Source organism: Pseudomonas sp. GW823-FHT02C02 (genome assembly GCF_058797635.1).
Genome location: NZ_JBXAJV010000002.1, coordinates 451,048 through 476,815 on the forward strand (window position 1 = coordinate 451,048; position 25,768 = coordinate 476,815).

General features: G+C 56.8%; 26 protein-coding genes and 2 pseudogenes. 18 read left to right on the top strand and 10 right to left on the bottom strand.

Going from position 1 to position 25,768, the window contains the following annotated elements; genetic code table 11:
* The first annotated feature begins 243 nt into the window (after positions 1-243).
* From AC1ROI_RS04765 to AC1ROI_RS04775, 3 genes and pseudogenes are all read left to right on the top strand, one after another.
* Complete coding sequence (locus AC1ROI_RS04765) at positions 244-606, top strand: DUF6124 family protein (RefSeq protein WP_010459091.1); 363 nt, start codon at positions 244-246, stop codon at positions 604-606.
* Positions 607-1,060: 454 nt separating this feature from the next.
* Positions 1,061-1,423: a DUF6463 family protein gene (locus tag AC1ROI_RS04770; protein ID WP_102593357.1), complete on the top strand. Its 363-nt coding sequence runs from the start codon at positions 1,061-1,063 to the stop codon at positions 1,421-1,423.
* Between the two features lie 164 nt (positions 1,424-1,587).
* Positions 1,588-1,753 (top strand): annotated as a pseudogene (locus AC1ROI_RS04775) (alcohol dehydrogenase catalytic domain-containing protein); the annotation flags it as partial.
* Positions 1,754-1,819: 66 nt separating this feature from the next.
* Here AC1ROI_RS04775 and AC1ROI_RS04780 read toward each other — a convergent pair.
* The 4 genes from AC1ROI_RS04780 to AC1ROI_RS04795 form a co-directional block, all read right to left on the bottom strand.
* Entirely contained in the window at positions 1,820-2,623 is an 804-nt protein-coding gene (locus AC1ROI_RS04780) for a 2OG-Fe(II) oxygenase (protein ID WP_077748806.1), read from the bottom strand.
* Positions 2,624-2,706: 83 nt separating this feature from the next.
* Complete coding sequence (locus AC1ROI_RS04785) at positions 2,707-3,513, bottom strand: glycosyltransferase family 2 protein (RefSeq protein ID WP_083377112.1); 807 nt, start codon at positions 3,511-3,513, stop codon at positions 2,707-2,709.
* Positions 3,514-4,250: 737 nt separating this feature from the next.
* Positions 4,251-5,384, bottom strand: coding sequence for an aminotransferase class V-fold PLP-dependent enzyme (locus AC1ROI_RS04790; protein ID WP_102593358.1), 1,134 nt, complete (start codon positions 5,382-5,384; stop codon positions 4,251-4,253).
* A 416-nt stretch (positions 5,385-5,800) separates the two neighbouring features.
* Positions 5,801-7,069 carry an OmpP1/FadL family transporter gene (locus AC1ROI_RS04795; RefSeq protein WP_102593359.1) on the bottom strand — a complete coding sequence of 423 codons (1,269 nt, stop codon included), beginning with the start codon at positions 7,067-7,069 and terminating at the stop codon, positions 5,801-5,803.
* Positions 7,070-7,289: 220 nt separating this feature from the next.
* On the opposite strand from AC1ROI_RS04795, the gene AC1ROI_RS04800 reads away from it, so the two are divergent.
* Positions 7,290-8,084 carry a transporter gene (locus AC1ROI_RS04800; RefSeq protein ID WP_256580129.1) on the top strand — a complete coding sequence of 265 codons (795 nt, stop codon included), beginning with the start codon at positions 7,290-7,292 and terminating at the stop codon, positions 8,082-8,084.
* 117 nt (positions 8,085-8,201) lie between these two features.
* On the opposite strand, the gene AC1ROI_RS04805 is transcribed toward AC1ROI_RS04800, so the two are convergent.
* Together AC1ROI_RS04805 and AC1ROI_RS04810 are read right to left on the bottom strand one after the other, a co-directional pair.
* Entirely contained in the window at positions 8,202-9,860 is a 1,659-nt protein-coding gene (locus AC1ROI_RS04805) for an arylsulfatase (RefSeq protein WP_083377110.1), read from the bottom strand.
* A 312-nt stretch (positions 9,861-10,172) separates the two neighbouring features.
* Positions 10,173-10,622 (bottom strand): hypothetical protein, encoded by a 450-nt coding sequence (locus AC1ROI_RS04810; protein WP_102593361.1) that lies wholly within the window; start codon positions 10,620-10,622, stop codon positions 10,173-10,175.
* Between the two features lie 635 nt (positions 10,623-11,257).
* Between AC1ROI_RS04810 and AC1ROI_RS04815 the strand changes: the two genes are divergently transcribed.
* Complete coding sequence (locus AC1ROI_RS04815) at positions 11,258-11,659, top strand: VOC family protein (RefSeq protein ID WP_256580128.1); 402 nt, start codon at positions 11,258-11,260, stop codon at positions 11,657-11,659.
* Between the two features lie 135 nt (positions 11,660-11,794).
* On the opposite strand, the gene AC1ROI_RS04820 is transcribed toward AC1ROI_RS04815, so the two are convergent.
* Positions 11,795-12,043 (bottom strand): hypothetical protein, encoded by a 249-nt coding sequence (locus AC1ROI_RS04820; RefSeq protein ID WP_077750078.1) that lies wholly within the window; start codon positions 12,041-12,043, stop codon positions 11,795-11,797.
* Between the two features lie 207 nt (positions 12,044-12,250).
* Between AC1ROI_RS04820 and AC1ROI_RS04825 the strand changes: the two genes are divergently transcribed.
* From AC1ROI_RS04825 to AC1ROI_RS04835, 3 genes and pseudogenes are all read left to right on the top strand, one after another.
* Positions 12,251-12,592, top strand: a complete 342-nt coding sequence (locus AC1ROI_RS04825) for a YajG family lipoprotein (protein WP_077750079.1) — start codon at positions 12,251-12,253, stop codon at positions 12,590-12,592.
* A 248-nt stretch (positions 12,593-12,840) separates the two neighbouring features.
* Positions 12,841-13,839 carry an acyltransferase family protein gene (locus tag AC1ROI_RS04830; RefSeq protein ID WP_102593362.1) on the top strand — a complete coding sequence of 333 codons (999 nt, stop codon included), beginning with the start codon at positions 12,841-12,843 and terminating at the stop codon, positions 13,837-13,839.
* Between the two features lie 198 nt (positions 13,840-14,037).
* Positions 14,038-14,767, top strand: a pseudogene (locus AC1ROI_RS04835) (MBL fold metallo-hydrolase); the annotation flags it as partial.
* Between the two features lie 66 nt (positions 14,768-14,833).
* On the opposite strand, the gene AC1ROI_RS04840 reads toward AC1ROI_RS04835, so the two are convergent.
* A complete protein-coding gene (locus AC1ROI_RS04840) occupies positions 14,834-15,232 on the bottom strand; it encodes a winged helix-turn-helix transcriptional regulator (protein WP_083377109.1) in 399 nt (132 codons plus the stop codon).
* Between the two features lie 91 nt (positions 15,233-15,323).
* Here AC1ROI_RS04840 and AC1ROI_RS04845 point away from each other — a divergent pair, with 91 nt between their 5' ends.
* The 4 genes from AC1ROI_RS04845 (at position 15,324) to AC1ROI_RS04860 (ending at position 17,963) form a co-directional block, all read left to right on the top strand.
* Positions 15,324-16,460, top strand: coding sequence for an alkene reductase (locus AC1ROI_RS04845; RefSeq protein ID WP_102593364.1), 1,137 nt, complete (start codon positions 15,324-15,326; stop codon positions 16,458-16,460).
* A 179-nt stretch (positions 16,461-16,639) separates the two neighbouring features.
* A complete protein-coding gene (locus tag AC1ROI_RS04850) occupies positions 16,640-16,804 on the top strand; it encodes a DUF2986 domain-containing protein (protein ID WP_010459110.1) in 165 nt (54 codons plus the stop codon).
* Positions 16,805-16,894: 90 nt separating this feature from the next.
* Positions 16,895-17,485: an eCIS core domain-containing protein gene (locus tag AC1ROI_RS04855; RefSeq protein WP_102593365.1), complete on the top strand. Its 591-nt coding sequence runs from the start codon at positions 16,895-16,897 to the stop codon at positions 17,483-17,485.
* Positions 17,486-17,504: 19 nt separating this feature from the next.
* Positions 17,505-17,963, top strand: a complete 459-nt coding sequence (locus tag AC1ROI_RS04860; protein ID WP_102593366.1) for a metallophosphoesterase family protein — start codon at positions 17,505-17,507, stop codon at positions 17,961-17,963.
* Positions 17,964-18,056: 93 nt separating this feature from the next.
* Here AC1ROI_RS04860 and AC1ROI_RS04865 read toward each other — a convergent pair whose 3' ends face one another.
* Positions 18,057-19,121, bottom strand: coding sequence for an alpha/beta fold hydrolase (locus AC1ROI_RS04865; protein ID WP_077750086.1), 1,065 nt, complete (start codon positions 19,119-19,121; stop codon positions 18,057-18,059).
* A gap of 280 nt (positions 19,122-19,401) precedes the next feature.
* On the opposite strand from AC1ROI_RS04865, the gene AC1ROI_RS04870 reads away from it, so the two are divergent.
* Complete coding sequence (locus AC1ROI_RS04870; protein WP_102593367.1) at positions 19,402-20,337, top strand: Ppx/GppA phosphatase family protein; 936 nt, start codon at positions 19,402-19,404, stop codon at positions 20,335-20,337.
* Positions 20,338-20,467: 130 nt separating this feature from the next.
* Positions 20,468-20,896 carry a DUF1801 domain-containing protein gene (locus AC1ROI_RS04875; protein WP_010459115.1) on the top strand — a complete coding sequence of 143 codons (429 nt, stop codon included), beginning with the start codon at positions 20,468-20,470 and terminating at the stop codon, positions 20,894-20,896.
* A gap of 180 nt (positions 20,897-21,076) precedes the next feature.
* On the opposite strand, the gene AC1ROI_RS04880 is transcribed toward AC1ROI_RS04875, so the two are convergent.
* Entirely contained in the window at positions 21,077-21,520 is a 444-nt protein-coding gene (locus AC1ROI_RS04880) for a hypothetical protein (protein WP_102593368.1), read from the bottom strand.
* Positions 21,521-21,975: 455 nt separating this feature from the next.
* Here AC1ROI_RS04880 and AC1ROI_RS04885 point away from each other — a divergent pair, with 455 nt between their 5' ends.
* The 4 genes from AC1ROI_RS04885 to AC1ROI_RS04900 all read left to right on the top strand — a co-directional run bounded on the left by AC1ROI_RS04885 (position 21,976) and on the right by AC1ROI_RS04900 (position 25,732).
* Positions 21,976-22,980, top strand: coding sequence for a PdxA family dehydrogenase (locus AC1ROI_RS04885; RefSeq protein ID WP_010459116.1), 1,005 nt, complete (start codon positions 21,976-21,978; stop codon positions 22,978-22,980).
* A gap of 41 nt (positions 22,981-23,021) precedes the next feature.
* Positions 23,022-23,900 carry an alpha/beta fold hydrolase gene (locus AC1ROI_RS04890; protein ID WP_102593369.1) on the top strand — a complete coding sequence of 293 codons (879 nt, stop codon included), beginning with the start codon at positions 23,022-23,024 and terminating at the stop codon, positions 23,898-23,900.
* A 63-nt stretch (positions 23,901-23,963) separates the two neighbouring features.
* Positions 23,964-25,244 carry an MFS transporter gene (locus tag AC1ROI_RS04895; protein ID WP_102593370.1) on the top strand — a complete coding sequence of 427 codons (1,281 nt, stop codon included), beginning with the start codon at positions 23,964-23,966 and terminating at the stop codon, positions 25,242-25,244.
* A gap of 152 nt (positions 25,245-25,396) precedes the next feature.
* The gene (locus AC1ROI_RS04900; RefSeq protein WP_010459119.1) at positions 25,397-25,732 is read left to right on the top strand and encodes a hypothetical protein; all 336 of its coding nucleotides are present in this window, start codon (positions 25,397-25,399) and stop codon (positions 25,730-25,732) included.
* The last annotated feature ends 36 nt before the right edge of the window (positions 25,733-25,768 follow it).

The following is a 25,768-nucleotide window of genomic DNA, read 5'->3' on the forward strand; positions in this document are numbered from 1 at the left end:
CTATATCGTTTCCCTGTCACTGAAAAACAGTGATCGGGTTTGGTAGCCCGCTTGTGACAGTCGCATGGCGACACCTTAGGCAGTCCCTTCTTTCGGACTCTGCTTTTATGGTGGGCATGCGTGGGGCTCCTTTGTGAGCGCCGGGTTTCCTGTCGCAACCGGTCTACCAACCCACGTATGGCCGCCACCCTCGTTTGGTAGCGAGAGTGATGGCTCCTTATATTTGTGACGGGAGCTTCATCTATGATCAAACCAACACCCAACCCACCGGACACCAATCCGGCATCCCCCTACGAATCCCTCGATTCCAGAAAACTCCACGAAGCCGCCGAACGCGCCCTCGACCACTACCTCAATCCGGGCGCCCACATCATGGCCAGCAACCACGAACCCGAACCCATGTTCCTCGCCAACCCGGCATACGACACCGAGTCCCTGCTGGCCAACGCCAGTGAATCACTGGGCTCGGCCACTACTATGCTCAGCAATTTTGCGGCGTTATTGGATAACTCACATCGCAAGACGCTGTTGGGGATTACCCAAGTGGTGATGTTGGGGGAGTTGGCGGTGAATCAGGCGTTGGATAAGGTTGAGGTGAAGGAGTAAGAGTGCACCCTCTGTGACGGTGGGTTAACCCGTCGTCACAGAGGGGAGGTGACTGCATCAGAATCAAAGGTCCGAACCGGAGGGCATTCGGTTATGAAAGATTTGCACGAAGTTGCCCAGCCTATTGCCCAGGTGTGTTCGACCCTCTTCCTTCCCGTTTGAAGAACCGTTGCACTGGCGGGATGAGCGGGGTCGCATCGCCCCCTGACGCGAGGCCCCTGCAAAAAGTAACGACGAATTTGCCTCGACACATCCTGCGCTTTGGGTCGACTGCGGTTTTTCGTGACTGACTGCAGTCGGCCAAAAGTGAACGGTGGACACGGTGATGGCAAATGGATAGCTTCGTTCGAGGGCTGCAGTCCTTGCGGCCAACCATGCTGCGTTTCTCCCTCAGCAATGTCGCATTTGCCGTGACCACTTCTAAACCACCTTACCGTTACGGAGCATATAAGACATGTCAAACATCGTCGCATGGACCCTGTTCTCCTTGGGTGTGCTCCATATTCCATTCGGTATTTTCAAGTTCAAAGCAGCATTCGCCGCCGCTGTAAATGCTGGCTTCGTTGACCAGTTCAGGGTGCACGAAGATCGGCGTGCAGCCTTCTGGTTTACCATGCTGGGGCCGCTTTTTATGCTCGCAGGGCAGACAGCGATCCACGCCGTAGCCGTTGGCGATCTTGCGCTACTTAAGATTGTTGGCATCTATGTGCTGATGATCTCGATCATTTGCGTCATTGCTGTTCCAAAATCTGGGTTCTGGGCAACGCTCCTGGTTTCTCCGCTGATCATCGCGGCAGGGTATGGCTTGTATGCCTGACAAACGGTTCATCCTTCACGACAGGCAACAATCGGCCAAAAGCAGTCGGTCGGTCTAGTCTACGAAATCTTGGTTATTCAGAGCGTTCAAGGTTGTTCTAGTGAAGTCACATCGCAATTGTCATCCGGTTGGCCGAGTATTACCGCATAAACTCGGCGGTTACCCTTACCGGACACGACATATCTGACGTTGTCGAAGAAGTGGGGCCGGGTGTGATGGCCTTGGCACCAGGAGACGAAGTCTGGTACACCCCGGCCAGGAAGTTATGCCGAGTGCCACGCTGCTGCAGAAAGCATCATCGGGAAGAAGTCTCCCTCGCCGAGCCATCTTTAGGCGGTAAGCCTGAGCCTAGTCGGCGGAACGGCGGGGGGGAGGCGTCCTCTCTAGCGATATAGCTTAGTTTCTCTTTTTGATTAGTTTGTTCAAATAGTACTTGAGGCTTAAACGATCTTTGGGCCTTGGCTTGTAATGTGTTTTATTTCTTTGTGCGGGATCGGCCGCCATGGTTTGTGCGGTGTAATAATAAAGCGCTATAGACCTGCGCGTGATGTGCTCCGGAGTCGTTAAAGGCTCGGGGTGCCCATGATTACTGTCTTTGTCTGTGTTGAAAATGACACAGCGGTTATAAATTGGCAGCACTTTTTTAAGACAAGTCTTCATGTCGATATCCCAAAGTTCCAGGTTGCCGCCGTACTCCTCTTGCCAGTCTTCATTCAGATAAATTATGGCATTCAACCTGCGTTCAATATTAAGCTTTTTGTTGAGTCTGAAGTCCGAATGAACACCTAGGAAGCCACCACTTTTCGTTTCATGCAGCCCGCCACCGGTAAAGTAGGGGTCGGGTATCAAACCTTCAATGCCCGTGAGCTTTTCAAGAAACTGCAACATGGGGGCCGAGTTAAAGGCGTTGAAAACAGTCTTCAAATAGGGGGCGCATTCGTTGGGACTGATTTGTCGTTTGCGCTGACCTTTATAGCCACGCTCGTAGAGCATTTCGTTGTTAGTTGGCTCGACTGGGAAGTGCGAACAGATACTCGCAATCAGGTCTTCCTGTAAAAAGTTATCGATGACTATATGCGGAAATGGCGTAGCCTGGATATAGCTACTGGCTAGCGAGTCACCCAAAGCGCTGGCGGCGCTCTGGTCGAAATCAAGCTCCGGGGAGAGGGTGATAGGTAGTGTTTGAGTGATGGGGGCCATTACCGCTCCAATAACTTAATATAAAAACCCAAGGATAATTTCAAGCCGTGTCGCACACACTACTCGCTGCGTGCCTTCAACGCTTAGCTTTGGCTGTTGTCTTTGTTAAGACGCTTGAGAATGTTGTTGTACATTTTGGTTCGTCTATGAGTCTTTTCATAGCCACCAGCCGCTGCGACAGTGCCGGACTGAATGTGATCTAGATAGCTGAAAATTTTACGCGGCGATAACATTTCAATGACATAGCCAAGCTCGGTCATGCGGTCTTGGAGGGTGTAGCCGGGCACACGATCATCCATCGAGAAACGCAAGCCGTGCTGTTTGATAAGTTTGCAGTTCCACAATGTACAGAAACTCTTCAAGTAGACTTCTCTGTACGGTTTTGGTTCTCTGGAACGTAATCCCAAGGAGATTTTCAGGCGTCTGAAATGGTGCTTTAACAATCGTGAGCTAAACCGCCAAAGGGTTCTCGTGGTCCCACGATTTAGTTGCTCTACACAACCGACGGCTACAATGTTGGGGTTTTTCATGCATTTATTTAGCATCATTGGAAAAACATTTTTATCGAAAATAAATGTATCGGTGTGCATCAGGAGTAAATAATCAGACTCAATCCGCTCCAACACCATGTCAAGTGCTTTGCCATGGGCGATATGGCCCTGCTCTGGTTCAGAAACAGTACGCTCGATTAAGTTGATCCAGTCAAGAGTCCGCAAGTACTCAGTACTTTCATCGGCGGAATAGTTGTCAACTACCCATATTGGAACGATACCACCCACATGCTGATGCAATAGATCCAAACATATCTTGGTGATTTCTGGTGTCTTGTAATTCACTATCACTATACTGAAGCTCTTAGCGCTTTCACCCAGAAAGCTAGTGTTATTCATCGCTCAGGCACCCAACGGTATTGTATGTGAATATAGAAATAACTGACCTATGGACAGTTGCCGCTTATTTGTCTGCGAAAAATTTTGCGTGACTATAAAACACAATTTGTTAATCCGTTTTGTCATACACCGAATAACCATAGCTTACTCAGACGTGATGGGCAGGAATAAATGCGGACTCCATCGTATAAGGACCTACTCCATCGGTAAATATCCGTGAATTAATTCGTCACATAAGGAGGCTGGTCAGGCGAGCTTCTCGGGGAAGGGTGAGCTGAGCTTACGTGTGGCGTTCACATTCGGTGTGTTAGCACCTACAGAGTCTTCCCAAGCAGGGTCGTCATGCGTGTGCCGCGTTTGAGCGTGCATAGGGTGCACGCGATCCATTTTTAGGGTACGCCCACATCAGTGAATGTAACTTGGGGTTAAGGCACAAGCAGCGTCTGCTCTTGGCCGATTTTTGCCCGTTGCCACCGTCTGCAATGGGGTAATCCGAGTCATACAGCCGCCAATCATCCACCCCGTGAAAGGCTTCGTTGGAACCCTTTTCTGATAGCGCTGAAGGGTACACGTGTCAGTAAGACGCGTGCACGGGCGTTCCCTTGTGGTTCTAACATGACGTCCGGGCGGCTAGCGTCAAATTTGTCGAAGATTAGCGCCATGGGCCGTCAGTGCCCGGGGCAGGATGCCTTCCTGGAACTCACAAGTCCGGCATGTGCTGCGGGCACGATGAGGGCTTAGTTAACCATCACCTCGTCCAGTGCCTGCTCGAGGGTACTGACCGTGCGCTCGATATTGTGCAGCTTTTCGAGTCCGAACAGACCGATGCGGAAGGTCTGGAAGTCGGCCGGCTCGTCGCATTGCAACGGCACTCCGGCGGCGATCTGCAGGCCGTGGTTGGCAAATTTCTTGCCGCTCTTGATGTCGGCATCATCGGTGTAGCTCACCACTACGCCAGGCGCCTGAAAGCCCGCTGCGGCCACGCTTTTGATGCCTTTGCCGGTCAACATTGCGCGCACCCGATCGCCCAGGGCCTGTTGTTCGTCACGGACCTTGTCGAAACCGTAGGCTTGCGTCTCTTTCATCACTTCGTTAAATCGCGCGAGGGAATCGCTGGGCATGGTCGCATGATAGGCATATCCGCCCTGTTCGTAGGCCTGCATGATCTGAAGCCACTTTTTCAGGTCGCAGGCGAAGCTGCTGCTTCGCGTCTGCTCGATGCGCTCGAGGGCCAACGAACTGAGCATCACCAGTGCGCAGCAAGGGGAGGCGCTCCAGCCTTTCTGTGGTGCACTGATCAGCAAGTCTACCGCGCATTGCTGCATATCAACCCAAAGCGTGCCTGAGGCGATGCAGTCCAGCACGAACAGGCCACCCACCGCGTGCACGGCGTCGCCGACGGCCCGCAGGTACTCGTCGGGCAGGATAATCCCTGATGAGGTTTCAACGTGGGGGGCGAAGACAATCTGCGGCTTCTGCGTCTGAATGGCTGCCAGCACTTCGTCCAGAGGGGGCGGGGCGTAGGCCGCCTGGCGACCAGTCTCGACCGGTCGGGCTTTCAGCACCGTGGTGGCCGCCGGGATGTTGCCCATCTCAAGGATCTGGCTCCAGCGATAACTGAACCAGCCGTTGCGTATCACCAGGCATTGCTGGTCGGTGGCAAACTGGCGCGCCACCGCTTCCATGCCAAATGTGCCGCTGCCCGGAACCACCGCAACAGCCTGGGCGTTGTAGACCTGTTTCAAGGTCCTGGAAATGTTCTTCATCACGTCTTGAAATGACTGCGACATGTGGTTGAGCGAGCGGTCGGTGTAGACCACTGAGTACTCGACCAACCCCTCGGGATCGATACTGGGATATACCTTTGACATGGGGTGACTCCTTTGGCAGAGATGTCAGTGGTATCGACCCTGCCCTAAGCCTTGGCAAATGACAAGATTGCTCGGGATCGAATTGCGACTTCTGTCGAGCGGTTGGTATCACCTGTGGGCGGCAACGGGTTCTAACTGCGTAGATTGCGCACATGAAATACAACGATAAAAAGCAGGCAATTACCGATAACGAGTAAAACGGTGCAACTGCCCCCAGTCCGGTTGGTCGACAACGATGGTGCAACGCGGCAATCAGGTTACAACTAGTCTGTCCACTGACTGTTTATGACCGATTACAGCCTGTCGCGAAGGGCAGCAACCGGCCCATTGCAGACATTCATGTCTGCCTCTACAGAGGAATTTAGGGCTCAAAATGCGATTCATGGATTGAGTCATCATTTTTCGATAGCGGAACTTCAGAAACGCCACGTCATGTTGCCGGTCAGGGCTTGAATCCAGGCATCGTCGAACTGACCGGAGACTCGGTTGCCCGAGATCGACTTGGTCTGGTCCACCGGCATGTCGCCGAGCCAGACCATGGCCCAACTGACGTTGATGTCGGTGTCTTGGTTCAGAGCATAGGTGGCGCCTGTGGCGATGCGCCAGGACTCGCCCATAGGTACGATCACGCTGCGTTTGCTATCGGAGACAGCGCTGCTGTCGTAGGCCACGCCGACATTCCACAGCCATTGCTCGGTGGCCTGGTACTGCGCGCCAAGGGACAGGTGCCAGGTGTCCTTGAAACCGGCATCGACCGATTTCGACTGCGCGCCAAACGCCGTGGTGTCGACCTGTACGCCGATCTCACCGAATTCCGACCAGTCCTGCCAGTTGGCCGAGGCCAGCAAGGCCCATTGCCGGTCCAGTTGCTGGAACAGGCTGAGGGTCACGGTCTGCGGCACGGTGGTGTCGAGTTTGGTGTTGGTGTCGTTGATGCGTTCCAGCAAACGGCCGTCGCCTTTCACATCCAGCCGGTCTTCGAAGTCCAGGTCGACTTTGCTGGTATAGGCCAGGCCAATGCGGGTGCCGGATTGCGGGGCATAGATCACCCCGACGTTGGCGCCATAACCCCAGGCACCATCCTTGTACTTGTACTGACCGTCAGCGCGATCGGTGAAACCGAAGGGAGAGCGGTCGATGGCGGTTTGCGCCTGCAACATGCCGTACATGGCCTTGACGCCAACGCCCACCGACCATTGCTCGTTGAAGCGATACGCCACGCTGGGCACCAGGGACAGACCCAGCAGGCTGGAGTTCTGCGCGAAGTAGCGGCCGGACCAATCGTTGTCGTAGTTGACCGCCAAGCCGAAGTCGCCGTACTGGCCGAAGCCGACGCTCCAATGTTCATCCAGTTCATGGCTGATGAAGAAACTGCCACCGGGGATCGGTTCGAGGGCATTGCCACTGCCGCTGCCGGCCACATTGCTGCCGGCGTCGCGATCGAAGCTCAGGTCGCCATACAGCACTTGCAAGCCGCCGGTGATCTGCGTGCCCGGCAGGTAACTCATACCCGCCGGGTTACTGGCGATGGTCGCTGGGCCTTGGGCCCGGGCGGCGGCACCGGCGTTGGCCAGGCCAGCGTTATCGGTGCCGATTTCGTAGAGCATGATGCCGCCGGCCCAGGCTTGCTGGCAGCACAGCGCGAGGAGCGTACAAGCAGGCAGGGCAGTGGTTTTGGTTGGCATGGTTAACCTCTATCCATTTTCGAATTAACGTAGCGCACGCACGCATGTCCATGGAGTAACAGCAGGCATCCCACGCGCCTTCTCAAGTCGAATTGATACTAGTCGAGAAAACCTGAACTAAGCTCTCCGGGTCGCTTCGCATCGAGGCGGCACAACCGCAGTGGTAGTGCATATTCTCGTTATCGAGAAGGAGCTACTGATGAGCAAAGTCGTCCACCTCATGCCTGTCATTGCCCTGGTAATTATCTGGCCCGATACCGGCAAAACTGCCGATAGCCAGGCCGAGCTGGCCAAACAATCACTGAACCCGGTTGCTGCGCTGTACAGCGTGCCGATTCAGTACAACTGGAACCAGAAACTCGGCCCCAGTGGCGAGGGCTACCAAAGCGTCACCAATATCCAGCCGGTGCTGCCCTTCACCCTCAATGACGAGTGGAACCTTATTTCCCGAACCATCCTGCCAGTTATCGATCAACACGGTCTGGTACCGGGTGGGCAGGCGGACAAGTCCGGGGTCGGTGATGTGACCCAGAGCTTCTTTTTTTCACCCAAACACCCGACACCGAGCGGCTGGATTTGGGGGGCAGGACCGGTAATCCTGGTGCCAACCGGCAGTGATGAGCTGTTGAGTGGTGAGCAGTGGGGGGCGGGTCCTACCGTGGTTGCCCTCAAGCAAAGTAACGGCTGGACCCGCGGTATCCTGGCCAATCACATTTGGTCGCTGGACCACAGCCCTCCCGATGAAAAAGACAAAATCAACCAGACCTTCCTGCAACCGTTCTTCAGCTACACCACCCCTACCTACACCACCTTCGGCATCAACACTGAGTCCACCTACGACTGGAAAACCCGCGAATGGTCAGTGCCAATCAACCTGTTCGTGACCCAGCTGTTCAAAGTGGGTCATCAACCCATGAGCTTGCAAGTGGGCCCACGGTATTGGGCTGAAAGTCCGAAAGATGGCGCACAAGGCTGGGGGGTTCGGGTGGCGTATACGCTGTTGTTTCCAAAATGATTCCAGCTCCGCTGATGCATCTGTAGGCGTCACGAGTGGTCGCTGCTCGCAAACGTCAAAATGGCGAAGTGGCGAAGTGGCGACCTCTGATGAAGCCGCCATGTTTCTCCTGTCTGATCAGTTACCTGCTGGCATCGGCAGGTTGATGCCTTCCTTTTTCAAGGTGTCACGCACGGATTGGAATTTCTGGTATTGCGACAGCTCGATCGGCCCGTCATAACCCATGCTTTGCAGTTTGCGTGGTGGGTAATCGACGTAGGTTTTCATTAGCTTCATGATCGCGCCTGTGATCGGCACCATCGTCCAGGTACGCTCAGTAAAGTTGTTCATGAACAGGTCATAGCGCTCTTGCGGGTCTTGCCACAAGTCAAAGACCTGCGGCACGGTAGCTACATATTTTTCTGCGCCTTTCCATCCCAGGTTAGTGTCCACCGCCAGGCCGCCAGTTTGCGCGCCATCATCGCCGCGCAGGTTGAATACGGCCTTGTAGTTTCCGACACGCGCCGCACCCGGGGACAGTTCGTTCTCGGTGAAGTAGAACCACTCCTTGCGCGGAGAAGGGCCACTGCCGGTGAGTACAGGGGTCATGTCGTAACTGTCGAAGATGATTGGCTGACCTTCGCGATCTTTTTCCGGCAGCTTCACGCCAGCGACAGAGGCGAAGGTCGCCATCAAATCCAGGCCACCGAGCAGCTCGTGGTTTTTTGTGTCGGGCTTGATCTTGTCTGGCCAGACGGCAATGGCTGGTACCCGGTTACCGCCCTCACGCACTGTGCCCTTGGTCCCACGGAACGGGGTGTAGCCGGCGTCCGGATAAACATCCTGCCAGGCACCGTTGTCAGTGGTGTAAACCACAAGCGTGTTCTTATCCAGGCCCAGTGCCTTGAGCTTGTCCAAAATGCGGCCGATGTGGGTATCGAGTTCGACCACCGAGTCGGCGTACTTGGACTTAGACATGGATTTATGCACGAACTCCGGTGCAGGCATGTTCGGCTGGTGCACTTTCATGAAATTGACGTTGATGAAAAACGGCTTGTCCGATTTGGCTGCCGTGTCGAGAAACTCCAGGGCAGCTTTTTCGACATAGTTGTCAAAGAACGGAATGCCGACCACGCCAGGTTTTCCATCCACGACAGGCGTGTCCACGTACTGGCCGTTGACCTTGAATTCTTCGATCGGTTTTTCCCCGGCCTTGCCGGACAATGCGCCCTTGGTCACCTGTTGGAACATGGCGCGGGTTTCCGGGTCCATGTCCGGGAACCAGGTCGGATCGGCGTAGGTGTAAGCGTTGAGGTGATACAGGCCGACGTATTTCATCACGTCATAACCTTGCGCATTGGGTAGCGCATAATCGGCTTCGCCCAAATGCCATTTGCCGGTGAAATAGGTGTCGTAGCCACCGGTTTTCAGCACCGATGCCAGCGTCCACTCGGCTGCTGGCAGGCCACCGCCCTGGCCCTGGAAGGCCACGGTGGTCATGCCGCTACGATTAGGAATACGCCCGGTTTGCATGGCTGCCCGACCCGGTGTGCAGCTTGGCTGGGCATAAAAAGAGTAAAAAGTGACCCCTTCCGCCGCCAGCTCATCGATGCTAGGCGTCGGCATGCCTCGACCGACCCCACCGCCGTAAGGGCCCAGGTCGCCATAGCCGGTATCGTCGGAGACGATAAACAGAATATTGGTCTTTTCCGTCTGAGCCGCATGGGCAAGTCCGTTCAGTGACAAAAGCGCAGCAAACACTATTGATAGTTTGAAACGATCCGATAGCTGTTCCATACCAGGATTCCTCGTTGTTTCATGGTGCTGGCAACCGGTGATGGTGCACATCAACATTGACCCATGGTGCATTGACCACCGAGTAATTAGCCTAGGTACTGCGTACAGAATCATTTCCCCCTGTGGCATGACCATGCACGGGTTAAGGCGCAGGAAGGAGTCTAGTGCGGTTTTTTCAAATCAACGGGGCGATAGCCGTGTTTTGTTGGTGTATGTAACGCCAGGATTACAAACTGAATAGATACCAACCATGAACGCGGTAAACACAATCGCCACAAAGCGCGACTCGACTTAAAAATGACTACCGACGGTTCATCGAGTCGCGTGTGCAATATCGCCGCAGAAAATATCGGCGCTGCCATCCTCGGGTGAAGTACGCACGACAACGGCGTACTTGCCGGAAAGCAGGTCTGGCATTGTAATGGGCGCGCTTCTGTAAAAGGTCCATCCACCGGTGCCTGCATTGGGTTCGGTGTTGACCTTATCGTTCATTGCGTACGCGACTGGCCCGGGTTGCTGGCAACTGCCTTTGTTGATGAAGGTGTAGATGCGCGGCGGCAGGATGGTCCCGTTTGGAACGCCGGTAATGTAGAAGTCAAAGTTGGTTTGATTGCCTTCGCCAGTCAATATAGTCGTGGCGGTATGACCAGGGTTTTTATGGGTCGCTGCCAACGGAAGATTCATTGATTGGTGTGAGGAGCTGGTGCAGCCGAAGAGACTTGCGGTAGTCAATAGCACTGACAGGGGGAGACGGAGTTTCATTGCCAACCTCCAATATTGGAAGTAGTGCGGTGGGGGGACTATTGGGTATAGCTCAATAACGTCGCTGTGCGTTCTTGAACGTCTACTTTTATAGCCCGTTAAATCCCTGAATCCCCCGGTTTATCAATCAGACGTTGTGAGCTCGCATGCTCACACGCTTGAGCACCTGCAAGTAGGTGGGTGGTTGCGGCACGATGCCGCGCTGGCGCTAAAGTGCATGCAATTTAGGCAAGCGGAAATAGGGCGCTGACGCCATCAGATGATGCTCAATATGAAAATTGACCCGGATCGGCGCCACGCAAGCGCGGGCGATCCAACACGGACTGTGTGGTTCGGGTACTGAGCAGTACGTCCGGGCTTGATTCCAGGCAGGCCTGCTCCGCCATGGAGCGAATGTTTCTCACTGATCGAACAGACCTGCTGGCAATTGGCGGCTGCGAAGGACTCTGCGTCGAATTGCGTCCAGAAGGCCCTCAGCCACAACGTGACCATCCCGCGTAACCCGCAATCCGGTCAGCCAACCGGCCAGAAAGAAGAAAGGGACAGATTTGTTTTCTGTACTTTTGACCGGCAGCTTCTGGCCGAGAGTGTGTAAAAACGTCAGATTTGGTTTTCTACATCGACGCCAGGAGACCGTGCTGACGTTTCGCAAACTGATCAAGTCCGTGACGTTTCCACGAACAGTTAAAACCGCTCAGCAAGCTCTTAAAGCCCTTTGGATGGGGCAAAAAAGACCGGTTTTTACGCCGTTAACGCTTTCATCAAGCCAGTGGTGCATATGGGGCGAGAGCGCACCGTCCTTCTTTGTTCTGATATCGGCGAACGACGCACCTGCCAGCGTCGGTAATGGGGTGACCATCAGTTTCGAAGCGCCGCCCCGTGCCGCCATCGACGCGTTCCATGCAGCCGTTTTGGCCGCTGGCGGTACCTGTGAATGCCTGCCGGGACCGCGTGGCTGGGCACCGAATGCCTACGCTGCCTATGCCCGTGATCTGGACGGCAACAAACTGGCGGCCTATTGCTTCAGTCCCGATTAAAACCCGGTTCGCCTTGATTTTCGCCACCATGATCCTGTTGGACATACCCAGCAGGGCGTAGCGCGATTACCCCACTAGATGATCCACCAACGGGTGAACCGTCTCATCGACCGAGACCGGAGTCTGGACCCGCTGTCATTGGTCGGGCGCTAGCCATGTATCCACCACCCGCCGATCCAGCTCCTCCCAATCAGCCATGCCCAACACCCGCGTGGTGTTCAGCCCGCGCAAATAACCGCGCAGCTGGTTGGCGGTGGCACGGGTTAACTCCCGGTCGTGCGGGTTTTCGCACAGCAGTACAGTTTCGTACTGGATCAAGTACTCGGCCACCCGGTCACGGAACTCGGGCAGGACGGCGTCGCGGATCAGGTCAAACGTTCTCAAGGAGAGGCCTCATCAATGTATTTCGGTTGTGATTGAGTGTGTACGAGTCTGCACGGCGCGCAACTATTGCGTGAGGTAATAGTGATAATCACGAAAGACAAGTTCTGCTTTGTCAGTAATCACCGGAAAATCGCCCCCATCGAACACAGCCCGTGACGCTGACCCGTCACGCGATGAACCGGACTTTTTATTTTCAGGATGACATCCATGCGCCCTTTATTTGTGCCTGCCATGGCGTTTGCCTCTTTATTGCTCGCCGGTTGCGCCTCTGCGCCGAACGACCCGACGCTGACCCTGCAGACCAGTAAGACACCTGCGCAATACGCCGACTGCGTCGTACCGAAATTGCAGGGCAGTGCGTTGAACCCGACCGTCTCGCAGACCCAGCGCAGCTACCGGATCGTGGTGCCGAGCAAAGTCTCTGCGGACAACGTACTGGAGGCCTACAAGTCCGGCAGTGGCGGCAAGGTGTTCATCTACGAGCGGCACTTGCTGGCCTCGAACTTCCTGCCGTCGAGTTTCGGACGCGCCGCCCAGGATTGCATCTGACCCCGACCCGTAAACGTTTTTCAAGCGCTCCTTTGGTTGGCCGCAACCAACCAATTTTTTGCCCCGCACCGCCTTTCGGTCGCGGGGCTTTTTTTTGTCAGGGCCAATTCGAATCGCCATACGGCACGGATTGCCTGGTCGATCTCACACGAATGTAAACAGGTTCCCGCAGCACGAAATAATCCTGTTCTCAGGACGCAAAGCATCGTAGTTTACGCGCCATAAATACAAGGACGTCAGGAGTGTAAGTGGGCGCTTATCGTTTGCTGTTGGCTATTCTTGTGGCCGTTTCTCATATGGGTAAAACGTTCGTGGGGCTTAACCCTGGCGTGGTTGCCGTGATTTCCTTTCTGATCATCAGCGGCTTTGTAATGACCTCGCTCATTGAGCGCAATTACAAGGCGCCGCAGAAAATCGGGCTGTTCTACATGGACAGGGCCTTGAGGCTTTACCCTCAATTCCTGTTCTACTTCCTGGCATCGTGCGCCGTGATTTATTGCCTGCTGCCCGGCACGCCTCAAGCCGCCGAGCTGACGCTCGGGAACATCGCGGCGAGCCTCACGATGGTGCCCCTCGGCTTCTACATGTTCGGGCTCGCCGGGCCGCTGATTTTGCCGCCGGCCTGGTCTCTGGGGCTGGAGATGTGTTTCTACCTGGTGATTCCATTCCTGTTGATCTACAAGGCGAGGGGCGTTGCGTTTGTCTTGTCTGTCGCCGTATTTATGACTGCGTGTCTTGGTTTCCTCAACACCGATGTGTACGGCTATCGCCTGTTGCCGGGCGTCTTGTTCATGTTCCTGTGCGGCAGCTACCTGTACAAACCGCAGGCGAAGGGTTTAGCGATCGCTGCCGGCACTGCCGTGGTGGCTGCCTTGATGTTTGCGGCCATCGAAGCGGGACTGATTGAGCGTCGGCCGTTTAACGCGGAGGTGACGGCGGGCATCGCCTTAGGCATCCCGGCCGTGTACGTGCTGACGAAACTCAAGTTTCACCGGGTTGACGAATTCCTCGGGGACATCAGCTATGGCGTGTTTTTGAATCACTTTGTGGTGATGTACTTCCTGCGTGCTTTCTGGCCCGTGGCCTACGACGCGCACATCGTTGCCGCCGTTCTGATCCTGTCGTTCGGGTTGAGTTGCGTTTCGTACTACAGCATCGAACGGCCGGCGCTGAAACTCCGCCATGCGCTTCGGGCGGGCGCGAGGTTCAGCGTGGGTAAACGGCGAGGCGGCGAAAAGGTGGCTTAGTGCGTGTGACTTCGTAGAGCCCGTCTCCACACTTTTGCATGAAACGATCACGCTAAGGTGCAAGCTCACCATACCCGGGTATGGTAGCTGGCGTGGTGCGTCGCGATGCAGACTCGATTCCTGAACGATCAGTCCCTTTCACCTCGAGAGAGTGGCTTTCGCTTAAGACCCCTTGAGTCAGGCAATCGGAGAAAAACCATGACGACGCATCTGAACATCCCCACCCCAAAGGATGGAGCATCTCAGCCAGTGAGCGGTCAGCCGGACTCCGGCTTAAGCTTGTACACCACCTCGAATTTCGGCGGAACGGGGGCGCAAGAGATGGTTTCTTCGCGCTATGCCCTGCGAGTCGGCGAGATTGACGTGCTGGTGATCAGCGATGGGGTGCTGCCGCTGCCGACGTCGACGATGTCCACCAATGTCGACCCCGCCGATCGCGAGGCCTGGTTCAAGGATCAATACCTGGGGCCGGACGCATTCGATTGGCCGCTCAACGTTCTGGTGCTGCGCAGCGGCGACCAGACCATCTTGGTCGACGCTGGGCTGGGTGGGCAGTTCCCCGGCTTTCCGCGGGCCGGGCAGTTCCCCAAGCGTCTGGAGTCGGCCGGCATCGACCTGGCGTCGGTGACCGACGTGGTGATCACCCACATGCACATGGACCATATCGGCGGGCTGCTCGTCGATGAGGTGAAGAACCGGTTGCGTCCTGATGTGCGAATTCACGTTTCGGCGACCGAGGTCGATTTCTGGGCGACTCCCGACTTCACCCAAACCACCATGCCGACGCCGGTGCCCGACGTTTTGCGGTCCACGGCCCAGCAGTTCATGGATGCCTTCCACAACCAGCTGAAGACGTTCGAAGACGAATATGAGGTGGCACCGGGCGTGGTCGTCAAGCTGACCGGCGGCCACACTCCGGGGGGCCACAACTTTTACCGGGCCAGCGCTAACCTGGCCCAATGCGTATCAGCACGGCGCGATGCCGGGCACCCAGTCAGGCATTCTCATTCTCTGATCGGATAATGCGATCTCGAACAACTGCCTCGCAGGGCAACAGCCGATCGGCCTCGTCGAGTTCCATCGCGTGATGGACGCCCCATTCGATCAACAATTCTAGGATGGGCCGCAGGCTTTCGCCCAGCGGGGTGAGCAGGTATTCGACCCCCTGACGATCCCGGGCGCTGGGTTGCCGGCTCACCATCCCGTGTTCCTCAAGCGCTCGCAGTTGCTCGATCAACACCTTCTGTGAAACGCCGACGATGCGCTTCTCCAGATCACAGGTGCGTTGCGGTCCGTCCAGCAGCACATGAAGGATGACTCCCTTCCAGCGCCCGGAGAGCACAGCCAGCGTGCGCTCGATCGGCAAGCCCGGTAGTCTATTGATTGTCTTCATTGGGTACCACTGACTAAACGGTGTGTAGATAGGCACGACTGACGATCAGTACGCTTTTCCTTCCGATCAGATGCGACCCGAAGGAAGCCCAATGATAGACCTGTTTGAATCTCAGTTGGTTGGCGGCACCCTCAGATTGAAAAACCGTATCGTCATGGCGCCCATGACGCGCACGCGGACGTCCGAGGGTGACGTCCCCAATGAATTGATGGCCACCTATTACGGGCAGCGAGCCAGTGCCGGCCTGATCGTCGCCGAGGCAACGGACGTTGCGCCTTCCAGCAATGGCTACGCCATGACACCCGGTATCTACACACCAGCCCAACGGCAAGGCTGGCACCTGGTGACCGATCAGGTTCACCGCAACGGCGGCACGATATTTCTGCAACTGTGGCACGTCGGCCGGATGGCCCATCCATCGCTCATGCCGAACGGCGAGGCGCCTTGGGGCGTGACCGACGAAAGGGCTGAGTCGCAAGTGTTCGCTCACGGCCCGGATGGCAAGTTGGACCACATCCCGGCGGGCCAGCCTCGGCGCCTGACGTCAGAGGAGGTGATGGCATTGGTCGACACGTTTACACAAGAGTGCATCCACGCTCGGGAGGCCGGGTTTGACGGTGTCGAAATCCATGGTGCCAATGGCTATCTGGTCGAGCAGTTCATGAACTCGGTGCTCAATACGCGCACCGATTCATATGGAGGCGGCAGCTTGGAAAGCCGTACACGGTTCCTGCTGGAAGTCGTTGAAGCGGCGGTGCGTGAGTGGGGGCCGGGGCGTGTGGGTGTGCGCCTGTCGCCGTTTGGCAAGTTCAACGGTATTCCGGCGGACCCGCTGACCGAGGAAACCTTGCTGTACGTGGCGGAGCGTCTGGGTCGTCTCGGCGTCGCCTATCTGCACCTGGTCTACGAGCTGATGCCTGAGGAAAACATGGAGTTGGCCGAGTTCAAATCGAACCACCTCGACCACGCTCTGCTGGCCAAGGTTCGGGCCGCGTTCCCTGGCGCAATCATCTGGTGTGGCGGGTTCACTGATCGCAACAGCGCGCAGGCTGCGCTCGACACCGGGTTGGTGGACTTAATTGCCTTCGGCAGACCCTTTATCGCCAACCCGGACCTTGCAGAGCGTCTCAAGCACGGCTGGCCGTTAGCCGAAGCGGACCGATCAGCGTATTACACCCGCCGCGGCGAGGTCGGTTATACGGACTTCCCCGCCTATTCCCTGGGGTAGTGCTTTTCGCAGCCTTGGCCTGATTGCGGCGGTGGCAGGCGTTCGGTGGCGGGCGGTTCTGCCAGCGCCTGCGATTTGTCGTCAATTGCTCGCGTTGTGCATCCTGTGCGCACCCCGGGGATCGGGTCCGGCCATTTAAGCTGATATCATTCGGGCGCTGACACACCGAGTGGAAAACCATGAATCGTCAAAAAAAAATCAAGCAGCTATTAAAGGCGCATGCCAAAAAAGCCAGTGCCAAACTTGCACCGGCAAGCAAGTCTAAATACATCAGCAAGGCTGATCGATTGAAGCTCGCGGCTGAATCCACTCTCGACCCCACCACTTCCTCTGAGAGCGAGTGAGTTGCAGGAAAAAGTGGTCTGTCGTGTCCAGCGATGTTTTGCCGACACGCCGATTCACTGTTAGCGCCGCATCCGTCCCAGGAGCGTCCAATGCCGCCCATCATCACGCGCCTGGTGGCGCTTGTTGTTCTTTGCCTGACGCTTGAAGTGTCAGCCCAGTCCGGCGCCTGCCCGGCTGGCGAGAAGCAAGTGTGCCTGGACGGCTGCATCTGCCTGCCAGACATGGGACTGACGGATGACCTTTACCAGATCGCCGCGCCAGCCTTGGCGCTGTGGCTGACCCAGGCCCGCGCCGACGCCGCCGTCACCGGCCTGCAACCCATTCCACCGCACATCCGGGAGCAATTGCTGCGCTGGTACGATCCCGTCGTCCTCGATGCCGCACGCTACAAAGTCAGCGATAACGGCCAGTTCAACGCCGCCACTGCCATGCTGCAAAACCCCGATGTCGGTGCCGTGACGCTGATCGACATCATCCTCTTCCGGGATGCTGAAAGCGCAGAGCAGAACATCGTGCTCTGGGCGCACGAGCTCAAGCATGTGCAGCAGTTCCAGGAATGGGGGGTAGAAGGATTTGCCCAGCGGTATACACAAGATTTCAATGCGGTGGAGGCGCCGGCTTATGCCATACAGGCTGAGGTCAGGCGGACGTTGCGGGACGGAGCTGTCACTCATCCTTGAACCTGATCTGGAGCGGCGCATGAAAGTTGGTGTGATTTCCGATACTCACGGCTTGCTCCGTGCCGAAGCCCTGGCTGCCCTGGCGGGTTGTGAGCGGATCATTCACGCGGGCGACATCGGCAACGCCGACATTCTCGATCAACTCAAGGCTATCGCTGCGCTGTACGTTGTCCGTGGGAATAATGACCTGGACGCCCCGTGGGCAGAAAAACTTCCTGACCTTCTTCGTTTTGATCTCGATGGATGGGAAACGCTGCTGGTGCATGACATCGCCGATGTCCCGGCCGCGCTCGACTCAGCCATCAAGCTAGTGATCACCGGTCATTCGCACAAACCACGGATAGAGTGGCGTGGCGACCGGCTTTACCTCAATCCCGGCAGTGCGGGGCGGCGGCGTTTCAAGCTGCCGGTGACGCTGGCGCTGCTGGATGTGTTCGAAACGTCCCTGGAGCCGCGTCTGGTGTCTTTGCTGGAATGATGTTCAGAACGGGGTCAGCGGAATTTTTTCCAACATAAAACGGCTCGTTGATAAAACGAGCCGTCGTTGTGAAAGGACTATTTCAGATCGGCCTCAAAGGTGATCCGCATCAATCACTGCCTTGGCGAACGCCTGTGGATCTTCCTGCGGCAAGTTGTGACCGATGCCGCCGCTGATCAGCCGGAACTCGTATTTGCCGGTGAAGCGCTTGGCGTAATCCTCGGGGGCTGGGTGCGGCGCACCGTTGGCATCGCCTTCAAGGGTGATGGTCGGCACGCTGATGGACGGCGCCGTGGCCAGTTTCTGTTCGAGCGCCTCGTATTGAGGCTCGCCCTGGACCATGCCCAGGCGCCAGCGGTAATTGAAGACGGTGATCTCGACGTGGTCGGGGTTGTCCAGGGCCTTGGCGCTGCGGTCAAACGTGGCGTCATCGAACGCCCATTTTGGCGACGCCAGTTGCCAGATCAGCTTGGCAAAATCATGAGTGTTTTTCTCGTACCCGGCACGACCACGGTCGGTGGCGAAGTAAAACTGGTACCACCACTGCAATTCGGCCTTGGGTGGCAGCGGGTTTTTACCGGCCGCCTGATTACCGATCAGGTAGCCGCTGACCGAAACCAGCGCCTTGACCCGCTCTGGCCACAGCGCCGAGACGATGCCGGCGGAACGCGCGCCCCAGTCATAGCCACCGAGCACCGCTTGTTTGATCTTCAGGGCATCCATGAAATCAATGACGTCGCTGGCCAATGCAGCCGGTTGGCCGTTGCGAAGGGTTTTATCGGACAGGAAATGCGTATCGCCATAACCACGCGCGTACGGCATCAGCACGCGATAGCCCTTCGCCGCAAGCAGCGGGGCGACTTCGTCATAGCTGTGAATGTCATACGGCCAGCCGTGCAGAAGGATCACCACCGGACCATCAGCCGGGCCTGTTTCGGCGTAGGCCACGTTCAGCAGCCCTGCCTTGATGTGCTTCAGCGGGCCGAACGGGGAGGGTGTGGCCTGAGCGGCGTCGGCCTTGACCGCCGCCGGCTGCACGGTGGCGCTCGTTTGTGCGTGGGCCGCACCGAGCGCGCCGAACAGGGCGAATGCCAGGATCGACGAGCTGACCAGGTGGCGACGAGTCATGCCGGTTTTGTTCTGCATTGCCATCTTCATGGTGATGTCTCCGTTGCAAGGCGTTGGCCAGGGGTTCTGGCTGAGCCCCTTGAAACCTTGAAAACATTTGAACGCGGCGACGTATCTGGCCTGTGTCGAAACGCAGGCCCGGTGAAAACGCATGTATCAAGAGGGTAGCCGTACACACTGTGATACACAGCGACGCAGGGGGGGCGGTGTCATCTTGGTGTCACCTAAGGCATGGCAGGATCATCACAAACCATCTTCAATACCCAGCGCACCCGCCCGCGGGCTGATGAATCTGCCAGGAATCCCCACCATGAAAGGGAACGCCTCTCTGTTTGCGGCCATTGACCTGGGCTCCAATGCGTTTCGCCTGATGATTGGCCAGTCGGTCAGACGCAACCAGCAGATTGTGATCCAGGAAGTCAAAACCCTGCGCGAGCCCGTCCGTTTGGCGGAAGGATTCCAGGGCGGCGCGCTGGATGAGTTGGCGTTGGATCGAGGGTGGCAGGCGCTCGCGCGATTCGGCAAAAAGCTGCGCGGCTTCGAGGCCGGACGGGTGCGGGCCGTGGCGACCAGCGCGGTGCGCGAAGCCGACAATGCCCAGTTGTTTTTGACCAGCGCCGAGCGTCACCTGGGGTTTCGGATTGACGTGATCTCCGGGCATGAAGAAGCCCGGCTGGTGTATGCCGGGGTTGCCCACACGACACCGAGTGCCGCGAGTATGCGGCTCGTGGTGGACATTGGCGGCGGCTCCACCGAGTTGATTCTGGGGCAGGGCGCACAGCCCCTGTTGACCGAAAGCATTGCCATTGGCAGCAGCACTTTTGGCACGCGTTATTTTCACGGAGGCTGCATTACGGCTCAGGCCCTGCTGGAAGCCGAGCGCGTCGCCACTGTGCAGTTTGAAAAGGTCGCACGTCGTTACCGGGCGCTGGGTTGGCAGCAGGCCATCGGCTCTTCAGGCACCGCGCGGATGCTCGCCAAAGTCCTCAAGGCCAACGGCTTGAACGATGATGACCAAGGCGGAATCACCTACGGCGGCCTGCTGCGCCTGTCGTTGCGCCTGCTTGAAGCGGGGCAGGTCAATCACCTCAGGCTGGCGGGTTTGCAACCCCATCGCCTGAATAGCTTGCCTGGCGGACTGGTGGTCATGCTGGCCGCGTTCAAGGTCTTTTGCCTGTCGCAAATGACGCCTTCGGAAGCGGGTTTAAGGGTCGGGGTGTTACATGGATTGATGGCCAGGCATTGACTGGACTCTGATAACTGACTGCAGTCATTACCGGTCAGGGACGCAAGCCGTCAGTCAGCGCGCCTCAAAGGCGGGTGAACGCCATCTATCATGAACCGGGCGAATCCATCCTGAAGGAGGCGGTTATCTCATGAACAAGGAACCCATCGGCTCAAAGAACGCAGAGGACGAAGGCGCCTCTGCGCTGATAGACGCGAGAATCAAAGAGCTGAGTGACTGGCGGGGCGAAACGCTCGCCAGGATTCGAACGATCATCCAGCACGCCGACCCCGATGTGGTCGAGGAATGGAAATGGCGGGGCGTTCCGGTGTGGTCACACGCGGGCATCATCTGCACCGGCGAGACGTACAAGAACGCCGTGAAAATGACCTTCGCCAAGGGCGCTTCGCTGGAGGATCCTTCGGGACTATTCAATGCCAGTCTTGAAGGCAATACCCGACGGGCGATTGATGTGCATGAAGGCGATGAGATTGATGAGAGTGCGTTGAAGGCGTTGATCAACGCTGCCGTCGCGTTCAACACCTCGCGAGCGGCCGTGCGTGCCAAACCGGCGAAATGAAAGATGATTTACGCCAGTCAGCGCGGCATTACTGTTAGATGTGTGCATGCACGAACAATATCAATCAAAACGGCGTTGTTGTCTCTGTGCCCCCGGGATTAAGTTAATTGCCCAAAAGAGCGTTGTGTGTTTGTAGCTATCAATAAGTCTGTCGTCCTTTCACAGTTTTTATTTTTTGCTTTATTGGCTTTTAGTGGTTTTCTCGAAGTCACTTAAAAAGTCTTTGTAGGGATAAGGTTTGCCGTTTACGTTTATGTAAGTTTCATTTTTTAACTCGTCATGAATCTTGATAGCACAATTTCTCTCGTCTTCAGGTGTTAGATTTCCTGGGAAACGATGCGAGTAGGTGCTGTTTTTCTGGCTGATTATATAGTTTATGTACTTTTCTTCTGAATGATTGAACGAGCGATTTTGAGTTTCTCCTAGATCTGCTCGAGTTGAGTTGTAGACTGCTGCGGCTGCATCTACAGCACTAAGGGTATTATCAGCGGTCGTGGATGTCCAAGAGCCGATATGGATGTCGCCACTGTAGGCCATCCTATTAATGAAGTCAGCTTGGGGGTCGATCTCGAAAGTGGGGGGGGCGAGTTTTAGGTTGATCCGGTCTTTTTCTTTATCTGTCATGATGGACTCCAATTATAAGTAGATAATTAAAATTGCCTGCGTTTCGCAGGAATATAGATATGCAAGGGCAGTCGATAATTTATGCGGCTCATTCTTTTGCTTCGTAACAGAAGATAGAACTACACGTGCAAGTCGGCACCTGTAATAAATAACAGTTTTTAAGAATTTTTAGCTATACGTTTTGCGCCCAATACATCTGCACTCAAACAACCTGATAGACCGACGGGCAGTTGATGTGCATGAAGGCGATGTGTGCACCTAAACAACGCCTCAATAATTCCCTCCCTCTCAAACCACATTCTGTGAACCCCCACCCCACGTTTTGCACCTTGAAGGCCCGGCCCGTCGGCCTAGGATGGGCCTCAGTGGTTGCACCGGACTTCTGGCCTGCGTTCCGCCATCGGCGCTGCCCATAACAATAAAAGACACACCTTGCCTGGACTGGAGAAGAACTGATGAAACCCCTGATTGGACTTATGCTGGGCGATGTCACCGGCATTGGCCCTGAGTTGGTCGTCAAGCTGTTGTCGACGCCTGAAGCACGTGAGCGGGCGGATGTGGTGATCATTGGTGACGAGCGAGTGCTCGAGCTCGGCATGCGTGACGCCGGGCAGCGCATTCCTTACCAGAAGATTGTGCACCTGCGCGAGGCCGACCACTCCCAGGCCGCCGTGCCCTTGATCGATTTACATAACGTGGATCCTGCGCTGTATGAGCGCGGTCTGGTCAACGCGGAGTCGGGTCGTCTGACCGGCGAAACCCTCAAGATCATGACCGACATGGCCCTGGCCGGTGAGCTCGATGGCATTTGCTTCGCGCCGCTCAACAAGGCCGGGCTGCATCGCGGTGGCTGGAAGTACCACGACGAACACCAGATGTTTGCCGCCTGGACCGAACATGTCGGTTACTTCGGCGAAGTGAACATCATCCCGCAGTTTTCGACCTTCCGCGTGACCTCCCATGTAGCGCTGCGCAAAGCCGTCGACATGGTGCAACCGGACCGCATCGAAGGGGCGCTGCAACTGGCCCATGACACGTTGCGTGCGCTGGGCAACAACGCGCCGCGTATCGGCGTCGCGGCACTCAATCCCCATGGCGGCGAGAACGGTCTGTTTGGTGATGAAGAGATCACGATCATCCGCCCGACGCTCGAAGCCTTGCGCCTCAAAGGCCTGGCCTGCGAGGGGCCGTTTCCATCGGACACGGTGTTTATCAAGGCGCGCAACGGTGATTTCGACGCAGTGGTGATCATGTATCACGACCAGGGGCAGATCGCGACCAAGCTGCTGGGCTTCTCGTCCGGCGTGACCCTGACCGGTGGCCTGAAGACTGTTTACGCGACTCCGGCACACGGCGTGGCTTATGACATCGTCGGTAAAGGCATTGCAGACGTCGGCGCGATGGCGGCTGCGTTCCGGGTCGCCGCTGACAACGCTGCCGCGCGCAAATCCAAGCGCTAAACACCCGCCAAGTGATCGAGAAGAAAATCGAGGCTGACACCATGTTCGAGCATTTCACCAAGACCATTACCAAAACCAGCGGTGCCGAGATTGTCACCGTCGTGGGCGGCGAAGGCCCACCGTTGCTGCTGATGCACGGCAACCCGTTCAATCACCTGTCCTGGCACAAGATCGCGCCGCGCCTGGCCAGGGATTTCACCGTGGTCTGCACCGACTTGCGCGGTTACGGCGACAGCTCCAAGCCCGAGGGCGGTGGCGATCATTCGGCCTATTCCTTCCGTGCCATGGCCCAGGACCAGGTTGAAGTCATGCAATCGCTGGGTTTCGAGCAGTTCTACGCCGCCGGTCACGACCGTGGCGCGCGGGTCCTGCATCGCATGTGCCTGGATCACGGCGACAAGGTGCTCAAGGCCGGTTTCGTCGACATGCTGCCGCAGCATTATTTGTTGAATAACGTGACACGCCAGTGGGGCAAGTTTTCCTGGCACTGGTTCTTCATGACCCAGGACGCCCCGACGCCAGAGCGAATGATGGACGCCGATCCGGAGTTCTTCATCCGCCGCAAGCTGTCGAAGACCGATCAGGGCACCAGTTTCTTTGGGGCCGAAGCGCTGGCCGATTACATCCGCTGCATCAAGAATCCGGCCACCACCCACGCCATGTGCGAAGACTATCGCGCCACCTTCGGCATCGACCTGGACATGGACACCGCCGATTTCGACGCGGGCCGGCGGATCGACAATCCGGCACTGATTCTCTGGGGCGAAAAGGGTGGCGTCGGGCGCAACCATAACGCCGCGGAAATCTGGAGCCGCTACGCCACCAACATCGCGCAGACCGCCACCGTGCCCTCAGGCCACTACCTGCAGGAAGAATGCCCGGACGAGACCTACGAGGTGTTGCACGGCTTCTTCAAGTAACGCAATGACAGGCGGTCCGGGATGACCGCCTGCCCACTAGAACTATAAAAAAAGGTGGAAAAAATGATTCCGACTACGCTCGCGCAAAAACGCAGGGCAACGCTGACGTTCGTGTTGCTTTGCATCATGGCGTTCATCATGTACGTGGACCGCACCAACCTGGCCGTCGCCGCCCCGACGATCAGCAAGGAGCTGGGTTTCAGCAACACCAACCTGGGCATGATGTTTTCCGCCTTCGCCATCGCCTACAGCTGCTTCATGATTCCCGGCGGCTGGTTCAGTGACCGTATCGGCTCGCGCAAGGCGATGTTGCTGTACGGCATAATCTGGTCGGCCGCGACCATTGCCACAGGGCTGGTCAGTGGTCTGGTGGTCTTGGTGATTGCACGTTTCGTGGTTGGTATCGGCGAAGCGCCGATCTACCCGACAGCGGCGCGCATGATTGCCCGCGCCATCCCTATCACCCAGCGCGGCACGGCCCAGGGCATGATGCATGCGTCGGGACGCCTGGCCAATGCACTGGCGCCGTTGATCGTGACGTTCATGATCATTCAGTTTTCGTGGCGACTGACCTTCGTCATTCTCGGCGTGGTGACGTTGATCTACATGTTCGTCATGTATTTCAGCCTGAGCGAATCGAAGAAACTGCTCGAAACCGCCGCCGTGCCGCTACCACCCGTGGCGGCCAAACCGGTGAATTGGCCGCAGATGCTGCGCAAAGTGTGGCCGGCCGCTGCCACTTGTTTCTGTCACGGTTGGGTGCTGTGGTTCTTCCTCAACTGGATTCCATCGTTCTTCACCCAGCGCTACGGCATGGACCTGACCCACACCGCGTTGTTTTCGACCTTTGTGCTGCTCGGCGGGACCGTCGGCACCGCGGTCGGCGGCATGCTCTCGGACTGGCGCTTCAAAGTCACCGGCAACCGTCTGCGCTCACGCCGTGACTTGATCATCTTTGGCTTCCTGGCCTCGATCATCGGCTTGATTCCGCTGATGTTCACCCACGACCTGATCATCTGCGCCTGCGGCCTGAGCTTCTCGTTCTTCTGCTCGGAACTGGCCGACTCGCCGCTCTGGGTCATTGGCACCGAGGTGTCCCACGAACATTCGGCGACTTCCAGCGCGTGCACCTTCACCGGCATGGCCTTGGCGGGCGCCGTGTCACCGGTGGTGATCGGCTGGTTGCTGGACATCACGGGGAACAACTGGGCCGTGGCGTTCGGCGCTTCCATCGCCGTGGTGCTGATGGGGCCGTTGCTGGCGATGTTTATCAAGCTGGACGACGAGACTGCTCCCGAGCCTGTTTCATCTGCGCGTTCACCGGCTGCGATAACTCAGAGCTGAGGCGCGACGTTTCACTCTCTCGAACAAAAGCCGCCGCCAACCAAGGGGCGGCCAATCAGCTGCTTTAGCTGATACCAATTGGCCACCTCATCCGTTAGAGTGTGCGCCGCCCGAGAGATGGATCCCGGGCAATATCTCATGGAGCTTTTTCAGTGAAGTACGTTAGTAAAGTTGTCGCAGTAGCCCTGTTCGGTCTGGTTCTGGCGGGTTGCACCGGCACGCCGATGAACACCCAGCATTATGAAAGCAGTCAATACACCGTCCTGGGCCACAGTGAAGCGAGCGCCACGGGCCTGCTGCTGTTCGGCGTGATCCCGATCCAGCAGAACAACCGTTTTGTTCGCGCTCAGAACGCGGCGATCAAAGCCAAAGGCGGTGACGCGATGATCAACACCCAGGTGCAGGAAAACTGGTTCTGGGCGTGGGTCCTGACCGGCTACACCACCAAGATCTCCGGTGATGTGGTCAAGCTGAAAAACGTTCAGTAAGCCCAATACCCGGTCTTGATTGCGGATGCGCAATTG